The 18,914-nt window shown below is 52.5% G+C and carries 16 protein-coding genes; 4 read left to right on the top strand and 12 right to left on the bottom strand.

Features of this window, described 5'->3' with window-relative positions:
• Positions 1–8: 8 nt before the first annotated feature.
• Positions 9–653, bottom strand: a complete 645-nt coding sequence (locus tag AC2Q8J_RS01580) for a plasmid pRiA4b ORF-3 family protein (protein ID WP_286838006.1) — start codon at positions 651–653, stop codon at positions 9–11.
• Between the two features lie 560 nt (positions 654–1,213).
• On the opposite strand from AC2Q8J_RS01580, the gene AC2Q8J_RS01575 reads away from it, so the two are divergent.
• The 3 genes from AC2Q8J_RS01575 (at position 1,214) to AC2Q8J_RS01565 (ending at position 4,615) form a co-directional block, all read left to right on the top strand.
• Complete coding sequence (locus AC2Q8J_RS01575) at positions 1,214–2,857, top strand: nitrite/sulfite reductase (RefSeq protein ID WP_286695076.1); 1,644 nt, start codon at positions 1,214–1,216, stop codon at positions 2,855–2,857.
• Positions 2,850–3,338 (top strand): DUF934 domain-containing protein, encoded by a 489-nt coding sequence (locus AC2Q8J_RS01570; RefSeq protein ID WP_486451970.1) that lies wholly within the window; start codon positions 2,850–2,852, stop codon positions 3,336–3,338. Before AC2Q8J_RS01575 ends, AC2Q8J_RS01570 begins: the two co-directional genes overlap by 8 nt.
• 110 nt (positions 3,339–3,448) lie before the next feature.
• Entirely contained in the window at positions 3,449–4,615 is a 1,167-nt protein-coding gene (locus AC2Q8J_RS01565) for a cation:proton antiporter (protein WP_286838002.1), read from the top strand.
• Between the two features lie 5 nt (positions 4,616–4,620).
• Here the strand turns inward: AC2Q8J_RS01565 and AC2Q8J_RS01560 are convergent, their stop codons facing one another.
• The 3 genes from AC2Q8J_RS01560 to AC2Q8J_RS01550 form a co-directional block, all read right to left on the bottom strand.
• Positions 4,621–5,190, bottom strand: coding sequence for a YceI family protein (locus AC2Q8J_RS01560; RefSeq protein ID WP_286695079.1), 570 nt, complete (start codon positions 5,188–5,190; stop codon positions 4,621–4,623).
• Between the two features lie 148 nt (positions 5,191–5,338).
• Positions 5,339–6,268: an electron transfer flavoprotein subunit alpha/FixB family protein gene (locus AC2Q8J_RS01555; RefSeq protein ID WP_204996502.1), complete on the bottom strand. Its 930-nt coding sequence runs from the start codon at positions 6,266–6,268 to the stop codon at positions 5,339–5,341.
• Positions 6,268–7,017 carry an electron transfer flavoprotein subunit beta/FixA family protein gene (locus tag AC2Q8J_RS01550; protein WP_204996501.1) on the bottom strand — a complete coding sequence of 250 codons (750 nt, stop codon included), beginning with the start codon at positions 7,015–7,017 and terminating at the stop codon, positions 6,268–6,270. The genes AC2Q8J_RS01555 and AC2Q8J_RS01550 overlap by 1 nt, the downstream gene beginning before the upstream one ends.
• Before the next feature lie 401 nt (positions 7,018–7,418).
• On the opposite strand from AC2Q8J_RS01550, the gene AC2Q8J_RS01545 reads away from it, so the two are divergent.
• The gene (locus AC2Q8J_RS01545; RefSeq protein WP_204996500.1) at positions 7,419–9,074 is read left to right on the top strand and encodes an electron transfer flavoprotein-ubiquinone oxidoreductase; all 1,656 of its coding nucleotides are present in this window, start codon (positions 7,419–7,421) and stop codon (positions 9,072–9,074) included.
• A 77-nt stretch (positions 9,075–9,151) separates the two neighbouring features.
• Here the strand turns inward: AC2Q8J_RS01545 and AC2Q8J_RS01540 are convergent, their stop codons facing one another.
• The 8 genes from AC2Q8J_RS01540 to clpP all read right to left on the bottom strand — a co-directional run bounded on the left by AC2Q8J_RS01540 (position 9,152) and on the right by clpP (position 18,911).
• Complete coding sequence (locus AC2Q8J_RS01540) at positions 9,152–9,694, bottom strand: DUF1285 domain-containing protein (protein ID WP_424145036.1); 543 nt, start codon at positions 9,692–9,694, stop codon at positions 9,152–9,154.
• 34 nt (positions 9,695–9,728) lie between these two features.
• Entirely contained in the window at positions 9,729–10,904 is a 1,176-nt protein-coding gene (locus tag AC2Q8J_RS01535) for a phosphoglycerate dehydrogenase (RefSeq protein WP_486451969.1), read from the bottom strand.
• Positions 10,905–10,941: 37 nt separating this feature from the next.
• On the bottom strand, positions 10,942–11,712 hold the full coding sequence (locus tag AC2Q8J_RS01530; RefSeq protein WP_486451968.1) for a 4'-phosphopantetheinyl transferase family protein: 771 nt from the start codon (positions 11,710–11,712) through the stop codon (positions 10,942–10,944).
• A 72-nt stretch (positions 11,713–11,784) separates the two neighbouring features.
• The gene (locus tag AC2Q8J_RS01525; protein WP_486451967.1) at positions 11,785–13,665 is read right to left on the bottom strand and encodes a SurA N-terminal domain-containing protein; all 1,881 of its coding nucleotides are present in this window, start codon (positions 13,663–13,665) and stop codon (positions 11,785–11,787) included.
• A 114-nt stretch (positions 13,666–13,779) separates the two neighbouring features.
• Positions 13,780–14,052, bottom strand: coding sequence for an HU family DNA-binding protein (locus AC2Q8J_RS01520; protein ID WP_027873785.1), 273 nt, complete (start codon positions 14,050–14,052; stop codon positions 13,780–13,782).
• 251 nt (positions 14,053–14,303) lie between these two features.
• Positions 14,304–16,730, bottom strand: coding sequence for an endopeptidase La (lon, locus tag AC2Q8J_RS01515; protein WP_288363156.1), 2,427 nt, complete (start codon positions 16,728–16,730; stop codon positions 14,304–14,306).
• Positions 16,731–16,898: 168 nt separating this feature from the next.
• Positions 16,899–18,173: an ATP-dependent Clp protease ATP-binding subunit ClpX gene (gene clpX / locus AC2Q8J_RS01510; RefSeq protein ID WP_027873787.1), complete on the bottom strand. Its 1,275-nt coding sequence runs from the start codon at positions 18,171–18,173 to the stop codon at positions 16,899–16,901.
• Between the two features lie 105 nt (positions 18,174–18,278).
• Positions 18,279–18,911: an ATP-dependent Clp endopeptidase proteolytic subunit ClpP gene (clpP, locus tag AC2Q8J_RS01505; RefSeq protein WP_036256150.1), complete on the bottom strand. Its 633-nt coding sequence runs from the start codon at positions 18,909–18,911 to the stop codon at positions 18,279–18,281.
• Positions 18,912–18,914: the final 3 nt, after the last annotated feature.

Raw genomic sequence — 18,914 nt, 5'->3', positions numbered from 1 at the left:
GACTCCTTCTACTCGAATACCGCCCCGTACCATTCTTCGTCCCGTTTACTGTATATGTCTAAACGCCGGTTGATCTCCCTGCGGTCGAATTCCTCTTTCCCGAGCCACCACTTGGCGTGATCGATCTCATGGAGGTAGAGCTCCATTTCATCGACCTGGTCTTCGCATAGATCCTGGAGACGGGAAACAACAAGAGATGGATGAAACTCGTCTTCCCAGGCCATAAAAGCAATGGGACCGCCACATTCTTCCGGGGGCCCTGCCCTGCTACCGGAAATGCAGACTGGGTAGATTTGGCTGGGGTCCAGTGCCCTCCTCTCTTCCAGCCGAATATCGATCATCCAGTCGACGTTGAAATCATATTCGTAGAGGAACCGCTCTTTGTGGCGAAATTCAAAGTCAGAAAGGAGAATTTCGTCGGGGTCGTCCGGAAAGCACAGGCCGCCCCTGTGGTAGACGCCATAGCTCTTCGCGTGAATTGTAAACTTGTTGAGATGGTAGTCAGACCACCCCATCAGAATCTGGATGGTATAGTGAAGATCCGTGATGGTACTGTCAGAGCGGACCAATACCCGGCGCCAGATTGCGGGACTGATCTCGCGCAATAAGATGTGAAGCTGATAGACCTCAGGCATACCAGACCTCCTTTGCATGGGATAAGCCTAGCAGTTTCAGGAAGTTATGCCTGATTATTCACCTAGGTGCGGAGATTTGCCCCCGTTTTGTACTGCTCTCCAAATAGGCCTCATGGGTGTAAACCTATTTCAGGACGGGACAGCGAAACAAAAAAAGGCTGCCAATTGGCAGCCTTTTTTTGTTGCTGACGGGTGATGGCTTTAAGAAGGCATACCTGACAACCAGTATACGACGGTTGCAATAACAATCGTCAGGATCGCTACAGACGCACAGGCGTCAGCAAAATTATCTTCACGGGCTTCTTGGTTTTGGTCAGACATGACAACCTCAATGGAATAATGACGTTAACACCCGGCGAACCGGCTTGGAAAAGCCGCCAGTATAGCAAGATTATGAAAAAGACTGCTATTTGCTGAGATAGAGAGTGAAGTAATCGGTCAAACGCATAAGGCTTATCCGCAAAAAGCGTTAGTGGCAGAACCGATTAAAATTTATCATTCGCTCCGATTTATAATTAAGCCCCCCGCCGTCACACGCCGGGACCGCATGACACTTAACGCGAGAGATTACACGTTATATGTACGCATACGACCAGTACGATCGGCAGATCATCAGCCAACGCGTCGCTCAGTATCGGGATCAAACCGAGCGCTATCTGGCTGGCAAAATCACTGAGGAACAGTTTTTGCCGCTGCGCCTTCAAAATGGCCTGTATGTTCAGCGCCTTGCTCCCATGCTGCGCATTGCGGTGCCCTATGGCACGCTGAACAGCCAGCAGCTGCGCAAGCTAGCCTTTATTACCCGCGAGTACGACAAGGGCTATGCACACATTAGTACCCGCCAAAATGTTCAGTTGAATTGGCCGAAACTGGAAGAAGTTCCCGATATTCTGGAGCATCTGGCTGAGGTGGAAATGCACTCCATCCAGACCAGTGGTAACTGCATTCGCAATGTCACCGCAGACCAGTTCTCTGGCGTTGCCGCCGATGAAGTTGAAGATGCCCGGCCGTGGTGTGAAATCATTCGTCAGTGGTCCACTTTTCACCCGGAATTTGCCTTCCTTCCCCGTAAATTCAAAATCGCTGTGTGCGGCTCTGAGCAAGACCGGGCGGCGGTATTGGTTCACGACATCGGCTTGCAGATCGTCAAAGACGACAACGGCAATACCGCGTTCAAAGTAATAGTAGGCGGCGGTTTGGGCCGTACGCCGGTTATCGGCAGTGTTATCCACGAGGCCTTGCCACCGCGCCACCTGCTCAGCTATCTGGAGGCCATCGTTCGGGTTTACAACCAGTTGGGCCGCCGTGACAACAAATTCAAAGCGCGTATTAAAATTTTGGTTCGCGCCATGGGCGCAGACGCCTTCAAAGCTAAAGTGGAAGAAGAATGGGCCTTTATTAAAGATGGCAATTTAGACCTTCCCGACGAGGAAATTGCCCGCGCTCAGTCATTTTTCACTCGCCCGGATTACGAGGCGCTGGAAAATGAAGATCTCCAGGCCCTCGCCCTCGAGAATGTCGATTTCGCCCGCTGGCTCAACCACAACGTGCACGCCCACAAACAACGTGGCTACGCGATCGCTACGCTGTCGCTGAAAACCACCGGCGTCGCACCGGGCGATATCACTGCAGAACAGTTTGAAGCGGTCGCGGACCTCGCCGAGGAGTTTGGCTTTGGTGAAATTCGCTCAACCCATCAACAGAACCTGGTACTACCTGATATTCAGCAGCGCCAGCTTTTTGCTCTATGGCAAAAACTTGTCAGCCTGGAGCTTGCCAGCCCGACGGTAGGCACGATGAACGATATCATCTGCTGCCCCGGCGGTGATTTCTGCTCGCTGGCCAACGCCAAGTCGATCCCCATTGCAGAAGCCATTCAGCGCCGCTTCGACGATCTGGACTACCTTTACGACCTGGGCGACATAGAGCTGAATATCTCCGGCTGTATGAATGCTTGTGGCCACCACCACATTGGTAATATCGGTATCCTCGGCGTCGATAAAAAAGGTCAGGAGTTCTATCAAGTGTCGCTCGGCGGTCAGCAGGGGCTGAATGCATCGCTGGGTAAGATCCTTGGCCCTTCTTTTGCGCAAGACGAAATTCCCGACGTCGTTGAGAAAATACTCAACTGCTACCTTGAAAAGCGCCACCCCGAAGAGCGCTTTATCGATACCTACGAACGCATAGGCCTGGCGCCGTTTAAGGAGCGTGTATATGCCTAAGATTATTAAGAATGGTCAGGTTGTTGACGACAACTGGCAAGTTTGGCGCGACGCCGAGACCTTACCGAGCACCGACCATGTTATCGTTCCGCTGGCGCTCTGGCAGCAGCAGCGCGACGCCCTGCTCGCCTTGGGCGAAATAGCCGTTTATCTGGCCAGTGACGAGTCACCTAAATCACTGAGCGACGATGACTTGTCAGCACTCAGCTTTGTGGCGGTAGACTTTCCGAAGTTTATGGACGGCCGCGGCTTCAGCTATGCCCGCGAGCTACGCGAGCAACGCCAATATCAGGGCGAAATTCGTGCCGTCGGTGATTTTATTCGCGACCAGCTGTTCTATATGAAGCGCTGCGGATTTTCCAGCTATGCCCTGCCCAGCGACGAGCTGGAAGCCGCGCTGGCCAGCCTGAACGACTTCAGCGAAAGCTATCAGTCCAGTGTGGACCAGCCACTCCCCCTGTTCCGGCGTCGCCACGCGTAATTGCACACTAAACCCGCTATGCGGGTTTTTTTACGCCTCTCATTCCCTCCGCTATGCTGAGTAGTGCCGGATCATTGTGATACGGCGCAAGTAGAGCAGCAGGAGCGCGTGTGGAAACCAGCCTGACCTTCTCATTTTTTCTTATTTTTAGCGGCGCCGCCTTGCTGGCCTCGCTCGCCTTAATCAGCCGTCAGCCGCTACTCATTGCCTATATTGCACTGGGCGCAATCATTGGCCCCTACGGTGGCGGCTGGGTTACCGATTTAGGCTTATTGGCAGAGATTGCCGAGTTTGGCATCGTGTTTTTGCTTTTTCTGCTCGGTCTGGATATGCAGCCCCAGGCGCTGCTGCACAGCCTTAGAAAAACCACGGGCATAGCGCTAATTAGCTCCACAATATTCCTGGCCATCGGTTACAGTGTTGGCGTGGCGTTTGGCTTTACTCAGGCCGAGGCGTGGATAATCGGGGCCGCGATGATGTTTTCCAGCACGATTATCGGCATTAAATTACTGCCAACCACCGTTTTGCACCACCGCGAGAACGGCGAGCTAATGGTCGGGATTTTATTGCTGCAAGACATGATCGCCATACTCGTACTACTGTTAATTTCCAGCGTTAGCCAAGGCGAATTATCGCCCATCAGCCTCGGTAAAACCCTTGTCGCGCTCCCCCTGCTCTGCGCCCTGGCGTTTGTCGCTGTACGCTACTTATTACTGCCACTTATTCAGCGCTTTGACCGCTTTCAGGAATATATTTTTTTGCTGGCGATAGGTTGGTGCTTAGGGCTTGCCGAGGCGGCCCATGCGATGGGGCTGTCTGCGGAAATGGGCGCCTTTCTCGCCGGCATAAGCCTCGCTACCAGCCCAATATCCCAGTACATCGCGATTAGCCTTAAGCCGTTAAGAGATTTCTTTTTAATATTGTTTTTTTTTTCGTTGGGGGCACGCTTCAATCTGGCGCTGATCACAGAAATAGCCGCCCCAGCCCTCCTTCTCGCCGCGATACTACTCACGATAAAACCACTGAGTTTTCGCGTTCTTCTGCGGCGAACATTAGCGTCTAAGCGGCTATGCTGGGATCTGGGGCTTCGCTTGGGGCAGATCAGCGAATTCTCGCTGTTGATCGCCTATCTGGCTTTTGACCAAGGCGTCATTGGCAGTAGCGCGTCTCATCTCATTCAAGCTACAGCCATTCTGAGCTTTGTTGTGTCATCGTATATTGTTGTGCTCAACTGCCCGACGCCCATCGCTATTCGCGATGAGCTACGCCGGGACTAAGCGCTTTATTGAAACAGCACCGAAAAGGTGACGGGCACCGCCAGCGTAATGGAATTCAGCCCAGCAAGTTGTCGCAGTTTGTCTATGCCCTGCTCCAAGCCCAAAGCGGCGATATCGATAAACGCCGGCGACGTGGTTACCACACGAATATCACCATTTTCCAGCCGGCTTACCAGCGTATTAAAACGCAATGCCTGACGCTTGCCGCCCAGCATCAGTTCGCCCTCAACGGTCATCGCTTGCGGCGAAGATACCTCAATAGCAGCAAGGGCATCCGTATCAATTGTGGCGTTGAACGTGGCCAATGGCTGGCTATCGACATCAAAAAGGTATTTTTTGATTCGCTTGTCGCGAATATCAATCCCTGAGTCAATGCTTGCCAGGTCGATATTGATAAGCGCTTTGCCGGTGGTGGTATTAAGCTGCCCGGTAACAGCATCAAAGCTAAACAACTCGGCAACGCGATTGTTTTTTACGCTCACCACATTGAGCATCGACGATTCGCTAGCCAGTTCCAAGGCCTGAGTCGCCATCGCTGCGGCATACAAGCAAAGCCCAAATACGATTTTTTTCATTACCTGTCTCCCACCGTGAACAGACGCCGGAGTACCCGACCTCCAATTGTCTTTATCTGACTCTATTTACTACGCTAAATTCCCGATATTGCGAGCACAAAAAACCCGGCCTAAGCCGGGTTTTTTGTGCTCACTAGCTGAAGGGCTATTAGATAGCGCTTTCCAGCTCAGGCAAGGCGTCAAACAGGTCTGCAACCAGACCGTAATCAGCAACCTGGAAGATAGGAGCATCTTCGTCTTTGTTGATAGCAACAATGACTTTTGAGTCCTTCATACCAGCCAAATGCTGGATAGCACCAGAAATGCCGACAGCGATGTACAGCCCCGGTGCGACGATTTTACCCGTCTGACCTACTTGCATATCGTTAGGTACGAAGCCCGCGTCAACAGCCGCGCGCGATGCACCAACTGCTGCACCAAGCTTGTCTGCCAGGGAGTACAGCATGCTGAAGTTGTCGCCATTTTGCATACCGCGGCCACCAGAGACAACGATGTCTGCGGCAGTCAGGTCTGGACGATCGCTCTTAGCCAGCTCTTCTTTCTCGAAGCTGGACTTACCTGCATCGTGTGCGCTAGCAACCGCTTCTACGGCAGCAGAACCACCCTCTGCGGCAGCAGCATCGAACGCCGTTGCACGAACAGTGATGACTTTGATCGCGTCAGAAGACTGAACAGTGGCGATAACGTTACCGGCGTAGATGGGGCGCTTGAAGGTATCCGCGCTCTCTACCGAAATGATCTCTGAAATTTGCGCAACATCCAGCAACGCGGCAGCACGCGGAAGCGTGTTCTTACCGTTAGTGGTCGCAGGAGCCAAGATGTAACCGTAGTCTTTGCCCAGTTCTGCGACCAACAGCGCCACATTCTCAGCCAGCTGGTGACCGTAGGCAGCGTTGTCTGCAACCAGCACCTTGCTAACGCCGTCGATTTTAGCCGCCGCTTCAGCCGCTGCACCACAGCCTTCACCCGCAACGAGTACGGCGATATCGCCACCGATAGCTTTCGCTGCGCTGACTGTGTTCAGGGTTGCCCCATTGATAGAGGCGTTATCGTGTTCTGCAATAACTAGAATACTCATTAGATTACCTTCGCCTCGTTCTTCAGTTTCTCAACCAGTTCGGCAACGTCCGCAACCTTGATACCCGCTTGACGCTCTGCAGGCGGCTCAACCTTCAAGGTTTTCACACGTGGTGTAACATCGATACCCAGCTCGTCTGGCGTCAGTGTATCGAGAGGCTTCTTCTTCGCCTTCATGATGTTAGGCAGTGACGCGTAACGAGGCTCGTTCAAGCGCAGGTCAGTCGTTACGACTGCGGGCAATGCCAGCTTAACGGTTTGCAGACCGCCGTCAATTTCGCGAGTCACTGCAACGCTGTCGCCGTCAACGGCAACTTCTGATGCGAAAGTACCCTGAGCCATTCCGGTCAATGCCGCCAGCATTTGGCCGGTTTGGTTGTTGTCGCCGTCGATCGCCTGCTTACCCATGATCACGAGTTGCGGCTGCTCTTTGTCAACAACGGCTTTGAGTACTTTAGCGATACCCAGTGGCTGAACGTCTTCTTCCGTTTCTACCAGGATGCCGCGGTCAGCGCCTAGGGCCAACGCAGTACGGATCTGCTCTTGAGCCACTTTAGGACCGATTGAGACAGCGATGATTTCAGTAGCAACACCTTTCTCTTTCAGGCGTACCGCTTCTTCAACAGCGATTTCACAGAATGGATTGATCGCCATTTTGACATTATTCAGATCAACGTCTGTACCGTCCGACTTCGGACGCACTTTGACGTTGTAGTCAACAACTCGTTTGACAGCAACAAGAACCTTCATGGATTCCCCAGTAAACGCGTAAATGAAATGAAACAGCTAGTCGTCTTTACGCTGCGGATCAATAATTCGATCCGTCCAGACGTTTAGCCCCGTTAAAAAAAGCGCCGTTATATTGACGGCATTGGCCGTCAAGGTCAACATGAGTGCGCTATTCAGCCGCTGAATAACAGGCATAGCGCAGTTCTATTTCGCTGAATATCGCCGAAAATACGATCTGCGCGGTCATTCCTGCCATATAAAAAAGGACAACCCCGGGTAATACTGACGTTAAGTTTGACAGCCGAGCGGTGCTTATGTGGCGTTTTTACGTGCTGACACTTATACTTGCGCCTTCAAAAATGGTGTCAAAACGCCCAGCCAATAAGGGCTACACCTATGCTTAATCTTAGAGGAGAGAGTCTGTGGAACGCGAATCAATGGAATTTGACGTCCTGATCGTCGGTGCTGGGCCTGCAGGTTTGGCAGCAGCTTGCAAAATTCGCCAGTTAAGTGAAACCAGCGGAAAAGACATCAGCGTTTGTGTTGTAGAAAAAGGTTCTGAGGTCGGCGCCCACATTCTATCTGGCGCAGTATTTGAACCCACCGCGCTGGACGAGCTATTCCCGGACTGGAAAGAAAAAGGCGCGCCGCTGCACACGCCAGTGACTGGTGATGATATCTACTTCATGACCAGCGGTGAAAAAGCCATCAAAGTTCCCGACTTCGCTGTGCCCAAAACGATGCACAACGAAGGTAACTACATTATTAGCCTGGGCAACCTGTGCCGCTGGCTGGCCGAGCAGGCCGAAGGCATGGGTGCAGAGATCTACCCCGGCTTTGCCGCTGCTGATGTTCTGTACAATGACGACGGTAGTGTAAAAGGTATCGTCACTGGCGATATGGGCATTGCCGAAGACGGCAGCCAAAAAGACAGCTACATGCCCGGCATGGAGCTGCATGCAAAATACACCCTGTTTGCAGAAGGCTGCCGCGGTCACCTCGGCAAGCGTTTGATGGAAAAATTCGACCTGAATGCGGGCAAAGAGCCCCAGCATTACGGCATCGGCATTAAAGAACTTTGGAAAATCGATCCCGCCAAGCACGAACAAGGTAAGGTCGTTCATACTGCCGGCTGGCCACTCTCTGAAAATGGCGCCCTCGGTGGCTCTTTCCTCTACCACCTGGAAGACAACCAAGTCGCAATCGGCCTGATTACCGACCTCTGCTACGATAACCCGTGGCTGTCTCCCTTCGAGGAATTCCAACGCTATAAGCAACACCCCGTCGTCAAGCAGTACCTCGATGGCGGTGAGCGCGTGTCCTACGGCGCTCGGGCTATCGCAAAAGGCGGCCTGCAGTCTCTACCAAAAATGACCTTCCCAGGTGGCCTGCTGATTGGCTGTGACGCGGGCACGCTGAACTTTGCCAAGATCAAAGGTAGCCACACCGCGATGAAGTCCGGTTTGCTGGCCGCAGAAGTTGTCCACAAGGCGCTGACTGAAGACAATAAATCCGGTGAAGAACTCACCGAATACACCACTGCCTTTGAAGGCTCCTGGCTGTATAAAGAGCTGTACGCTCAGCGCAACTTTGGCCCAGCTCAGCACAAGTTCGGCAACTTCTTCGGCTCAGCCTATGCCTTTATCGATCAGAATATCTTTGGCGGCAACCTGCCTTGGACGCTGAGCGATACCAAGCCTGATTACGCGCAAATGAAGCCTGCAGACAGCTGCAAAAAGATTGAGTACCCCAAGCCTGATAACAAGCTGAGCTTTGACCGCTTGTCGTCAGTATTCCTCTCTAACACTAACCACGAAGAAGATCAGCCCTGCCACCTGACGTTGAAGGACGCCGAGCTGCCTATTCGTGACAACCTGCCCAAGTACGCCGAGCCCGCTCAGCGTTACTGCCCAGCAGGGGTGTATGAGGTGGTCGAAGACGAAGGTGGCCAAGCGCGCTTCCAAATCAACGGACAAAACTGCGTACACTGCAAGACCTGTGACATTAAGGACCCCGCCCAGAATATTGTGTGGGTGACTCCTGAAGGTTTGGGCGGACCGAACTATCCCAACATGTAGTTAAGACGCTTCAACAAAAAAGGCAGCCAGATGGCTGCCTTTTTTGGTTTTCATCTCCCCAAAATGTCTGGGGTTACTTATACACGCCCTAGCTCAAATTGCTCACCGGCGCTGCGAACAATGAGTCGATCGCCATGCTGCTCAGCCAGATCTACCAGGCGGTAAAAACAGGCGCGATTCACTCTTGCTGACAAGCCGTGCTCGAGAGCAACGGCCGGCCTCGGCTCCCCCGAATCAGGTGACTCGGTCACACTGAGCCGATGCTGAGGACCGAGCTCATGCCATGTATCGACGTTAGTTTTAACGGCAATTCTACGCCCTTCCGAGGTTGATTCGCCTACTTCCATATCAACGATCAGCAGCGGGAGGTCTTCGACCTGTAAGCGCCATTTCTCGACCGGAGTGACTAAATAATAGTGACCATCCGCTTCGCACCGCAAAATAGAGGCAAATAGCTTAACCAACTCATGGCGCTTGATTTCGCCACCTTCGTGAATCCAACGCCCGTCAGCCAAAATCTGAATGTCGATTTCGCCACTCAGCGCCGGCTGCCACTTTTCAATCGGTGGTCTGCCGGCCTGGTCTCTCAATAAGCGTTCAATGGTTTCCAGGCTACTCATGGGGCTCTCCCTAGGGTTGCCAAGTGAGCTGCACTCAGCGAATGACTCGCACGTTAACCACACCGTCTAGGTCAGCAATTTTTGCAAGCAATGCGTCGTCGACATTGCCGTTTAAGTCGATAAGGTTATAGGCAATTTCATCGCGGCTTTTGTTAAGCATATCAACGATATTTACGTTTGCATCGGATAACAGCGCCAAGATACTGCCAAGAATTTTCGGCACATTGCGATTGGCCACAGCCAGGCGCACATCACCACTGCGCTCAAGCTGCAGATTCGGAAAGTTTACCGAGTTCTTGATGTTCCCGTTACGCAGGAAATCATCTAACTGATCAGCCGCCATGATCGCGCAATTTTCTTCGGCCTCATCGGTGCTGGCACCGATATGCGGCATCAGCACCACATCCTCATCACGCGCAATCAATTCCGGCGTTGGAAAGTCCGTGATAAAGCGACGTAGCTGCCCGGCCTCCAGTGCATCGATCACCGCGGCAACATCAACAATCTCTTCACGTGCGAAATTCAGCAAGCACGTGCCTGGGCGACAATTACTCAGAAGCTCTGCATTCACCAGCCCTCGCGTTGCATCGAGTACCGGGAGATGGAGAGTGATGTAATCGGCACGCGCAAACAAGCTGCCCAGGTTCTCCATTTTTTTCACCGCGCTTGGCAAACGCCATGCCGCATCGACTGACAGCGCGGGGTCGTAACCAATAACCTTCATGCCCAGATCGAGCGCGGCTCTGGCGATCATCGAGCCAATAGCCCCCAGGCCAACAATACCCAGGGTGCGGCCCGCCAGCTCATTTCCCTTAAAGCGTTTCTTTTCCTTTTCTAATAATTTGGCAAGAGCGGCACCATCTTTCATGTCCCCTAGCGTATTCACGTAGGCAATTCCCTCGAGAATACCGCGCGAACCCAACGTCAAGCCCGCTATGACCAGCTCTTTTACCGCGTTGGCATTAGCACCCGGGCTATTAAATACCGGGATACCCCGGTCTGTGCACTCTGCGACGGGCACGTTGTTAGTGCCAGCCCCTGCGCGAGCGATGGCTTTGACCGATTGCGGAATATCCGCGCCCTGCAATTTGTGGCTGCGCAGCAAAATGGCGTCGGGTGAGCTAAATTCGCTGGCGATCTCATATTGTTCGCGGGGCAGGCGCTCGAGGCCTTTCACAGAGATTTGGTTCAGGGTAAGAATTTTGTACACACATCCTCCTTGGCAGGGACTGCAGCAGAAACCAAGCCTATGATTTAGCCGCAGGTAGTAATTCAGCGAGTTGACCGAGCTCTGACATTTCAACGAGAGGCAAGCAATGGAACGCTTTGATATCAGCTATTTTTCCGGCCACAGCGATAGCAGCCGTAAAATCTTCATCTTGAGCAAGTAAGCGCAATTCCCAACGCTCGGCGTCATCGGCGTCGAAGCGGCTTACGTCCAAACCATTGAGTAGTACCGAAAAATCGTGCAGCGGAATCGACAAGCCTTTACCGCGCGCTTTCAAATACGCCTCTTTCAATGTCCAGGAGCGAAAGAAAACACTTAGCCGCCCTTCTTCCTCAACTTCGCGCAATGCAAGCATTTCCGCGGGAGAAAGATAATCATCAGCAGCGTCCAGCATTCCCTGGCTATCGGTTTGGAATTCGACGTCCACGCCAATATCACAGCCACTGGTCACTGCACAAAGCGTTAAGCCGTGGGTGTGGGCGGCATTAAAGCTTACGCTATCGCTGTACGCTGGTAGAAAAGGTTTACCGAAGTCGTTGCTGTCGAATATCAGCTGCTCCGGCTCCTGCCCCGTGTACTGCGCCAGTACTGTGCGCAAAAACGCTCTACTGGCCAGGTATTCTTCTGCTTGCCCAGCATGCTGACGCTGCTCGTATTCCTGCTTCTCTTCATCAGAGAGCATATTCAAATAGCGATCCATCTTCGCTAATAGTCGCGGGTCGTCAGTCGCACAACACCAAACGTCCACTTGACCCGCCGACAGGCGCCGTTGTTCGCTCGCCTTATTCATTATTCTATCCTTACCAGGGCATTCGCCCCGGTAGTGTATGGGGTACTTCGTCGCTTACCTGATATCAACCTGTTAGTTGATGGTGATATCTGCGTTGTTCCACAAATTGTTAAAATAGTTAGCAAACGCTTGAGATGACGCATTCTGAGCAACGCTTCGACGCAAATTTAACAATGCTTCGGCCTCGAGAGCGGCGCGTTGACCGGGCTCACTCGCAAGAAGTTGAACGACTGTGTAATCACCGCTCTGTTGATGCAATGTCGCCGCAACGGCCTTATCTTGCGCCGGTGCCGCCAATTCAAAAACGAAACGTCGCAGTGCTGGCTCTACGCTGATGTCACTGCGGCGGATATCCTGCATCGCCTGCCAGTCCAGACCGTGCTGCTTGGCAACTGCCTCTGCACGCTGACCGGCAGCTAATTGTTGTTCTATCTCCTGGGCGTCGGCTTTTGCCTGCTGCGCCGCTTTCTCTGTTTGCAAGCTCACTTCAATTTCTGCTCGCACATCTTCAAAGGGCCGCAGCTGGGGCGCTTGATATTGATCGACGTGCAACACCAAGAAGTGATCAGGACTGAGCTCAAACACATCGCTGTTTAACTCTTGTTCTCTCAACTCGCTATCAAACGCGGCTTGTTTGACTCTCTGGTCAGCAAACAAGCCGTCATTATCCTCAGAAGAAAGCCAGTCGCTGCGCTTAACTTCCAGTTCCAGCTCGGCAGCCGGCATAGCGAGGCTTTCGGCGTTAAAGACGAGATCACGCAGCGACTCAACCGCCGCCAATAACTTCGGACGCGCCTTTTGACGACGAAGTCTTTCAGTAATTGCCAAGCGCTCCGACTCCAAACTGGGCACCTCTGGCTGCTTGACGCTCAGCAACTTAATCAAGTGGACACCTGCTTCAGTTTCAACAGGGTCGGAGACTTGCCCCGCTTCAAGTGCTGCCAGGGCATCTTCAAATTCTGCTGGAAAGCTATCGCCTGCGGTAAAGCCCAGGTTTCCGCCATTGGACGCTGAACCTGGGTCCTCGGACAACGACTGAGCTAATTCGGCGAACGATTCGCCGGATAACAGGCGCTGCTTCACCTCATTGAGCCTGGCTACCGCTTGGTCGCGATCAAGCTCATCGTCAATTTCTAACAGTATATGAGCTGCTTCTCGCTCTGTATCCTGCGTCATCCCCTCGATAAGGCGCTCGTACTCGGCGACCACCTGCTGTTCAGACACAGGCTCGTAGAACTGCTCTTCTTTCAGCTCCAGATATGACACTTTTACCTTGGGTTCGCTCTGGAAGCGCGCGCCATTTTCTTCGTAGTAGCTTTTGAGCTCTTCATCAGTCAGCGTGATTGACTTGCGATATTTTTCGAGCGGCACGGTGACGGTTTGAAAATCGCGGCTTTCGTGGATATAGGCGATGGCTTCGTCCAACTCTCTTTCAGTAACGAAAGCCGATGCCGCCACAGATGCCGACAGCTGCTGAATAAGTAAGTCAGAGCGTAGTAATTGTTTGAACAACGCGCTGTTGTATCCCTGCAGGCGCAATACTTGCTGGTAGCGCTCTTGTGAAAAACGACCATCTTCCTGGAACTGAGGCATGGAGGCGATGGTGATATTTAGCTGCTGGTCTGAAATCTCAATTCCCGCGTCTTCTGCAGCTTGCAAAAGCAACTGCTGTTTAATCAGCGAGTCTAAAGCCGGCTTGCGCAACACGGCATCGTCAAGCATCGAGGGCTCGAGTTTATCGCCCATCATGTTGATCAAGCGGCGTTTCTGCATGGCAAGTGCCTGCTGCAACTCCGCCTGAGAAATTTTTTCACCATTTACTACCGCGGCCGGTGTCTGTGAGCCACCACTGAAAAGGCTGTCGATACCAAAGAATGCAAATGGCACCACGATAATGGCGATAATGACCTTGGCAGCGGTACCTTGGATATTGTTGCGGATATTTTGCAGCATTTACCTTTGAACCCATTCAAATATAAAAAAAGCGCATCTTTCGATGCGCCTTTCGACAGAGGCGGTACCTCTTCGCGACGACTCTGTCTAACGCTATGACTGTCGCAACTGAACTTAGTTGCAGGCGTCTTTCAGCGCTTTACCAGCCTTGAAGCTAGGAATCTTCGCAGCAGCAATTTCAATTGGCGCACCAGTCTGGGGGTTACGGCCAGTGCGAGCAGCGCGCTCTTTAACACTGAAAGTACCAAAACCGACCAGCGACACAGAGTCGTCAGACTTCAGCGCGTTAGTAATGGCTTCAACTGCTGCGTCCAGTGCACGACCGGCCGACGCTTTAGAGAGATCTGCTGACTCGGCAATGGCGTCGATTAGCTCAGATTTATTCACTTATCCTTCCCCTTCGAATTGTTATGAAAAACTGTATTGCAAAGCTGGTGGCGACGTTAGCATGTAAACACGATGACAGTAGCCGCCGACTCAGAGAGAAGGATTTATACCAACTGCTTCTGGGGCGGTCAAGGAAACTCTGCATCACTGGCCGCATTATCGTAAAACTGCGAAGCATAGAGCACATGCGGCTTGCAGCCTGATCACTGGGTGACCAGAACAGCAAGCTCTACCGCCTGCACTCAGCCGACTCAGTGGGCACTGATTCGGCTGTCTTTTTCTCCTTCCGGGTTGTTTTCCAGCGCTTTCTGCTCATCACTCAAACCCGCGAGGTATTCCTCCTCCGAAATCTCCTCGGGCACGCGCTCAAGCGCTATATTAAGCACTTCGTCAATCCACTTGACCGGCTTAATATCGAGATCGGCTTTAATATTTTCCGGAATTTCTTTAAGGTCGCGCTCATTTTCGGCCGGGATCAGCACTGTGGTAATACCGCCGCGGTGCGCGGCCAGAAGCTTCTCTTTCAAGCCGCCAATCGCCAATACCTGACCGCGCAAAGTGATCTCACCGGTCATCGCCACGTCGCTGCGGACCGGAATTCCGGTGATAACAGAAACCAGCGCGGTACACATACCTATACCAGCGGACGGTCCGTCTTTCGGTGTTGCCCCTTCAGGCATGTGAATATGAATGTCGTGGCGGTCGTGATACTTCGCCGGCACGCCCAAACGCTTAGACCGACTCCGCACTACCGTCATAGCAGCTTGAATCGACTCCTGCATAACATCGCCCAGCGATCCGGTTTGGATGTGACGCCCCTTGCCGACCACTGACACCGCCTCAATGGTTAGCAGCTCGCCACCCACTTGCGTCCATGCCAGCCCTGTTACTTGACCAACCTTGTTTTCTTCCTCCGCTTTACCGAAGGTAAATTTGCGAACACCCAGGTACTCTTCCAAGTTTTCCGAGGTGACCTCTATAGGCGACTTATCGTCGCTAAGCGCCACATTCTTAACAATTTTACGGCAAACCTTGGCGATCTCTCTTTCCAGTCCCCTGACACCTGCCTCGCGAGTGTAGTACCTGACAATGTCTTGAATCACTTCATCGCCGATAGACGCTTCTTTTTCCTTCAAGCCGTTATTCTTCAGCTGTTTAGGAATGAGGTAGCGCCGCGCTATGTTGATCTTCTCATCTTCGGTGTATCCGGGTATGCGGATGACTTCCATCCGGTCAAGCAATGCCGGGGGAATATTCAACGAATTCGACGTGCAAATAAACATGACGTCGGATAAATCGTAGTCCACCTCGAGGTAATGATCGTTAAAGGCGTGGTTTTGCTCCGGATCCAACACTTCAAGCAGCGCCGATGCCGGGTCGCCGCGATGATCCATCCCCATCTTGTCAATTTCGTCTAACAAGAACAGCGGGTTACGCACGCCTGTCTTAGACATTTTCTGAATAACTTTACCCGGCATGGAGCCAATGTATGTGCGGCGATGACCGCGAATCTCTGCCTCGTCGCGAACCCCGCCAAGCGCCATCCGAACAAACTTCCGATTCGTTGAACGTGCGATCGACTCACCCAGCGATGTTTTACCTACCCCTGGCGGCCCCACCAAGCACAGCACGGGCCCTTTTACTTTCTTAACGCGTTTTTGTACAGCCAAATACTCGAGGATACGCTCCTTAACCTCTTCAAGACCGTAGTGATCGCTGTTAAGGATTTCTTGCGCGCGTTTGAGGTCATGTTTTACACGCGAGCGCTTCTGCCAGGGGATATTTACCAGCCAATCGATATAGCCGCGTACAACTGAGGCCTCGGCAGACATTGGCGACATCATTTTTAGCTTAGAAAGCTCGGCCTTGGCTTTCTCAAGCGCCTCTTTGCTCATACCAGATTCAGCCACGCGCTTCTCAAGCTCTTCAAGCTCGTTGGCGCCCTCTTCTGATTCGCCCAACTCGCGCTGGATCGCTTTCATCTGTTCATTGAGGTAGTACTCACGCTGGCTCTTTTCCATCTGTTTCTTAACGCGCCCGCGAATGCGTTTTTCTACTTGAAACAGGTCGATCTCCGACTCCATCAGCGCCATTAAGTGCTCTAAGCGCTCGCGCTCATCACTCATTTCCAATACCGCCTGCTTCTGCTCGAGCTCCATGCTCATGTGAGCGGCAACGGTGTCTGCCAGACGACCAGGCTCATCAATACCGGATAGAGAGGTCAGTACTTCAGAAGGGATCTTCTTGCTTAAATTAATGTATTTCTCAAACTGGGAGATAGCAGAGCGCAGCATCACCTCAGACTCTTCATCCGGGATCTTCCGCTCAACAATTGGCGAGGCCTCTGCTCTGAAATACTCGTCCTCAGCGGCGATAGCGTCTATCTGTGCGCGATAATCACCTTCAACAAGCACCTTGACGGTGCCATCAGGCAATTTCAACAACTGAAGAATATTGGCGACGGTGCCAATGTCATACAGGTCTTCTGTGGAAGGTTCATCCACATCTGGATTTTTTTGTGCTGCGAGAATAATTTCTTTGTTGTCAGCCATGGCCAGCTCGAGAGCCCGAATCGACTTATCTCGGCCTACGAACAAAGGGATAACCATGTGGGGATAGACAACTACATCTCGCAGGGGAAGCAGCGGCAACTCTAGAGTTTCACGCTTGTCAGCCATTAGCTCGCCTCTTTTTGAATCATTTTGGGCCCGCACAGCAGGTATACCGTTTTACGATATGCAGGCGGTTATGGTTCTAAGATGGGGATTTGAAGGCAGAAATACAAGACTTGACTGTAAACAAACTGACAAAAAAGCCGCCTGGGAATCAGGCGGCTTTACGTAGGTTTATTCCTCTGGAGCGACCTTTCTTTGGTCGCTGTAGACCAGAATAGGTGGCGATTCACCATTGATCACCGATGCATCCACCACAACCTTGCTGACATTATCCGTGGACGGCAGGTCATACATGGTATCCAGGAGTACAGACTCCAGGATCGAGCGCAGCCCCCGCGCACCCGTCTTACGAACCATGGCCTTCTCAGCAACGGCCCGAAGCCCGTCTTCACGAAAATCAACCTCAACACCTTCCATGTCGAAGAGCTTGGCGTACTGCTTGGTTAGCGCATTACGCGGCTGAGTCAGGATGCTAACAAGCGCCTCCGCATCGAGCTCTTCGAGCGTGGCAATCACCGGCAGTCGGCCGACAAACTCGGGGATCAAGCCATAACGCACCAGATCCTCTGGTTCGACGTCAGCCAGTACTTCACCCACATTGCGGGATTCGTCCTTGCTTTTGACCTCCGCACCAAAGCCGATGCCCCCTTTCTCAGAGCGGTCACGGATGACGCGATCGAGGCCCGCAAAGGCACCGCCACAGATAAACAGGATGTTCGAGGTATCTACCTGCAAAAACTCCTGCTGTGGATGCTTCCGACCGCCCTGCGGGGGGACCGAGGCTACCGTGCCCTCAATTAACTTCAACAGCGCTTGCTGAACGCCTTCACCGGAGACATCCCGGGTAATTGAGGGGTTATCTGACTTGCGAGAGATTTTGTCGATCTCATCGATGTAGACAATACCCATCTGGGCTTTTTCAACATCGTAGTCGCACTTCTGCAACAGCTTCTGAATGATGTTCTCAACGTCTTCGCCGACGTAGCCAGCTTCCGTCAGCGTTGTTGCATCAGCAATTGTGAACGGGACATCCAACAAACGAGCGAGCGTCTCGGCCAGCAACGTCTTACCACTGCCGGTTGGCCCCACCAACAAGATATTACTCTTGCCCAGCTCTACTTCGTCCTTGCTTTTATCGCCGTGGCGGAGTCGCTTGTAGTGGTTGTATACCGCAACCGCCAACACCTTTTTGGCGCGCGCCTGACCAATAACGTACTGATCCAGGGTCGCGTTAATCTCCTGCGGCGACGGCAGCTTGTCACTGCCCGCCTCGCTGGCCGCTTCCTGAACCTCTTCACGGATAATATCGTTACAGAGGTCCACGCATTCATCACAGATAAATACCGAAGGCCCCGCAATCAGCTTGCGTACTTCATGCTGACTTTTGCCGCAAAACGAACAATACAGCAGCTTGCCGTTGTCATCTGCGCCGTCTTTACTACTCATTAACAATCACCTTGTCGACGTATTGGGCATCTTTTTCTGATCTTAAGATGACCCCTTTTGCCCTGTTTTGCAAGTGAACGGCCGCGCCCGCGAGGACGCGCCCCCTTAGCTACGTGACGTAATAACCTGATCAACAAGTCCGTAATCGCACGACTGCTGAGCATTCATAAAGTTGTCGCGCTCGGTGTCGCGAGCAATGGTTTCGTAATCCTGGCCGGTATGCTCAGCCATTAATTGATTCAGACGTTCACGAATGATCAAAATTTCGCGCGCATGGATATCGATATCTGTCGCCTGCCCCTGTGCACCGCCGCTGGGCTGGTGAATCATCGTCCGCGCGTTAGGCAGAATAAAACGCTTGCCCTTGGCACCACCACTCAACAGGAAGGCACCCATACTGGCCGCTTGGCCAATACACATCGTACTTACGTCGGGTTTGATAAAGCTCATGGTGTCGTAAATCGACAAACCCGCGGTTACCGACCCGCCGGGCGAATTGATATACAAATGGATATCTTTATCGGGGTTCTCGGACTCCAAAAACAGCATCTGCGCCACAATCAGGTTAGCCATGTGGTCTTCAACAGGGCCCACACAGAAGATCACGCGCTCTTTGAGCAGGCGGGAGTAAATATCGTAAGACCGTTCACCGCGTGCCGTTTGCTCAACAACCATGGGCACGAGCCCCAAGTTGTTAATTGTATTGTTATTGATTCCATCAAAGGAGTTTCGGGACATACG

Source organism: Spongiibacter sp. C9W (assembly GCF_057370015.1).
The sequence above is the reverse complement of the archived record's forward strand: the minus strand, read 5'-3'. Positions and strand labels throughout refer to the sequence as shown.

Bases quoted from the DNA above. Each gene is read 5' to 3' on its own strand.
- lon (WP_288363156.1), bottom strand. From the start codon at position 16,730: ATGGCTGACAAGCGTGAAACTCTAGAGTTGCCGCTGCTTCCCCTGCGA.
- clpP (WP_036256150.1), bottom strand. From the start codon at position 18,911: ATGTCCCGAAACTCCTTTGATGGAATCAATAACAATACAATTAACAAC.
- AC2Q8J_RS01525 (WP_486451967.1), bottom strand. From the start codon at position 13,665: ATGCTGCAAAATATCCGCAACAATATCCAAGGTACCGCTGCCAAGGTC.
- AC2Q8J_RS01530 (WP_486451968.1), bottom strand. From the start codon at position 11,712: ATGAATAAGGCGAGCGAACAACGGCGCCTGTCGGCGGGTCAAGTGGAC.
- AC2Q8J_RS01575 (WP_286695076.1), top strand. From the start codon at position 1,214: ATGTACGCATACGACCAGTACGATCGGCAGATCATCAGCCAACGCGTC.
- AC2Q8J_RS01555 (WP_204996502.1), bottom strand. From the start codon at position 6,268: ATGAGTATTCTAGTTATTGCAGAACACGATAACGCCTCTATCAATGGG.
- AC2Q8J_RS01570 (WP_486451970.1), top strand. From the start codon at position 2,850: ATGCCTAAGATTATTAAGAATGGTCAGGTTGTTGACGACAACTGGCAA.
- AC2Q8J_RS01540 (WP_424145036.1), bottom strand. From the start codon at position 9,694: ATGAGTAGCCTGGAAACCATTGAACGCTTATTGAGAGACCAGGCCGGC.
- AC2Q8J_RS01550 (WP_204996501.1), bottom strand. From the start codon at position 7,017: ATGAAGGTTCTTGTTGCTGTCAAACGAGTTGTTGACTACAACGTCAAA.
- AC2Q8J_RS01560 (WP_286695079.1), bottom strand. From the start codon at position 5,190: ATGAAAAAAATCGTATTTGGGCTTTGCTTGTATGCCGCAGCGATGGCG.
- clpX (WP_027873787.1), bottom strand. From the start codon at position 18,173: ATGAGTAGTAAAGACGGCGCAGATGACAACGGCAAGCTGCTGTATTGT.
- AC2Q8J_RS01580 (WP_286838006.1), bottom strand. From the start codon at position 653: ATGCAAAGGAGGTCTGGTATGCCTGAGGTCTATCAGCTTCACATCTTA.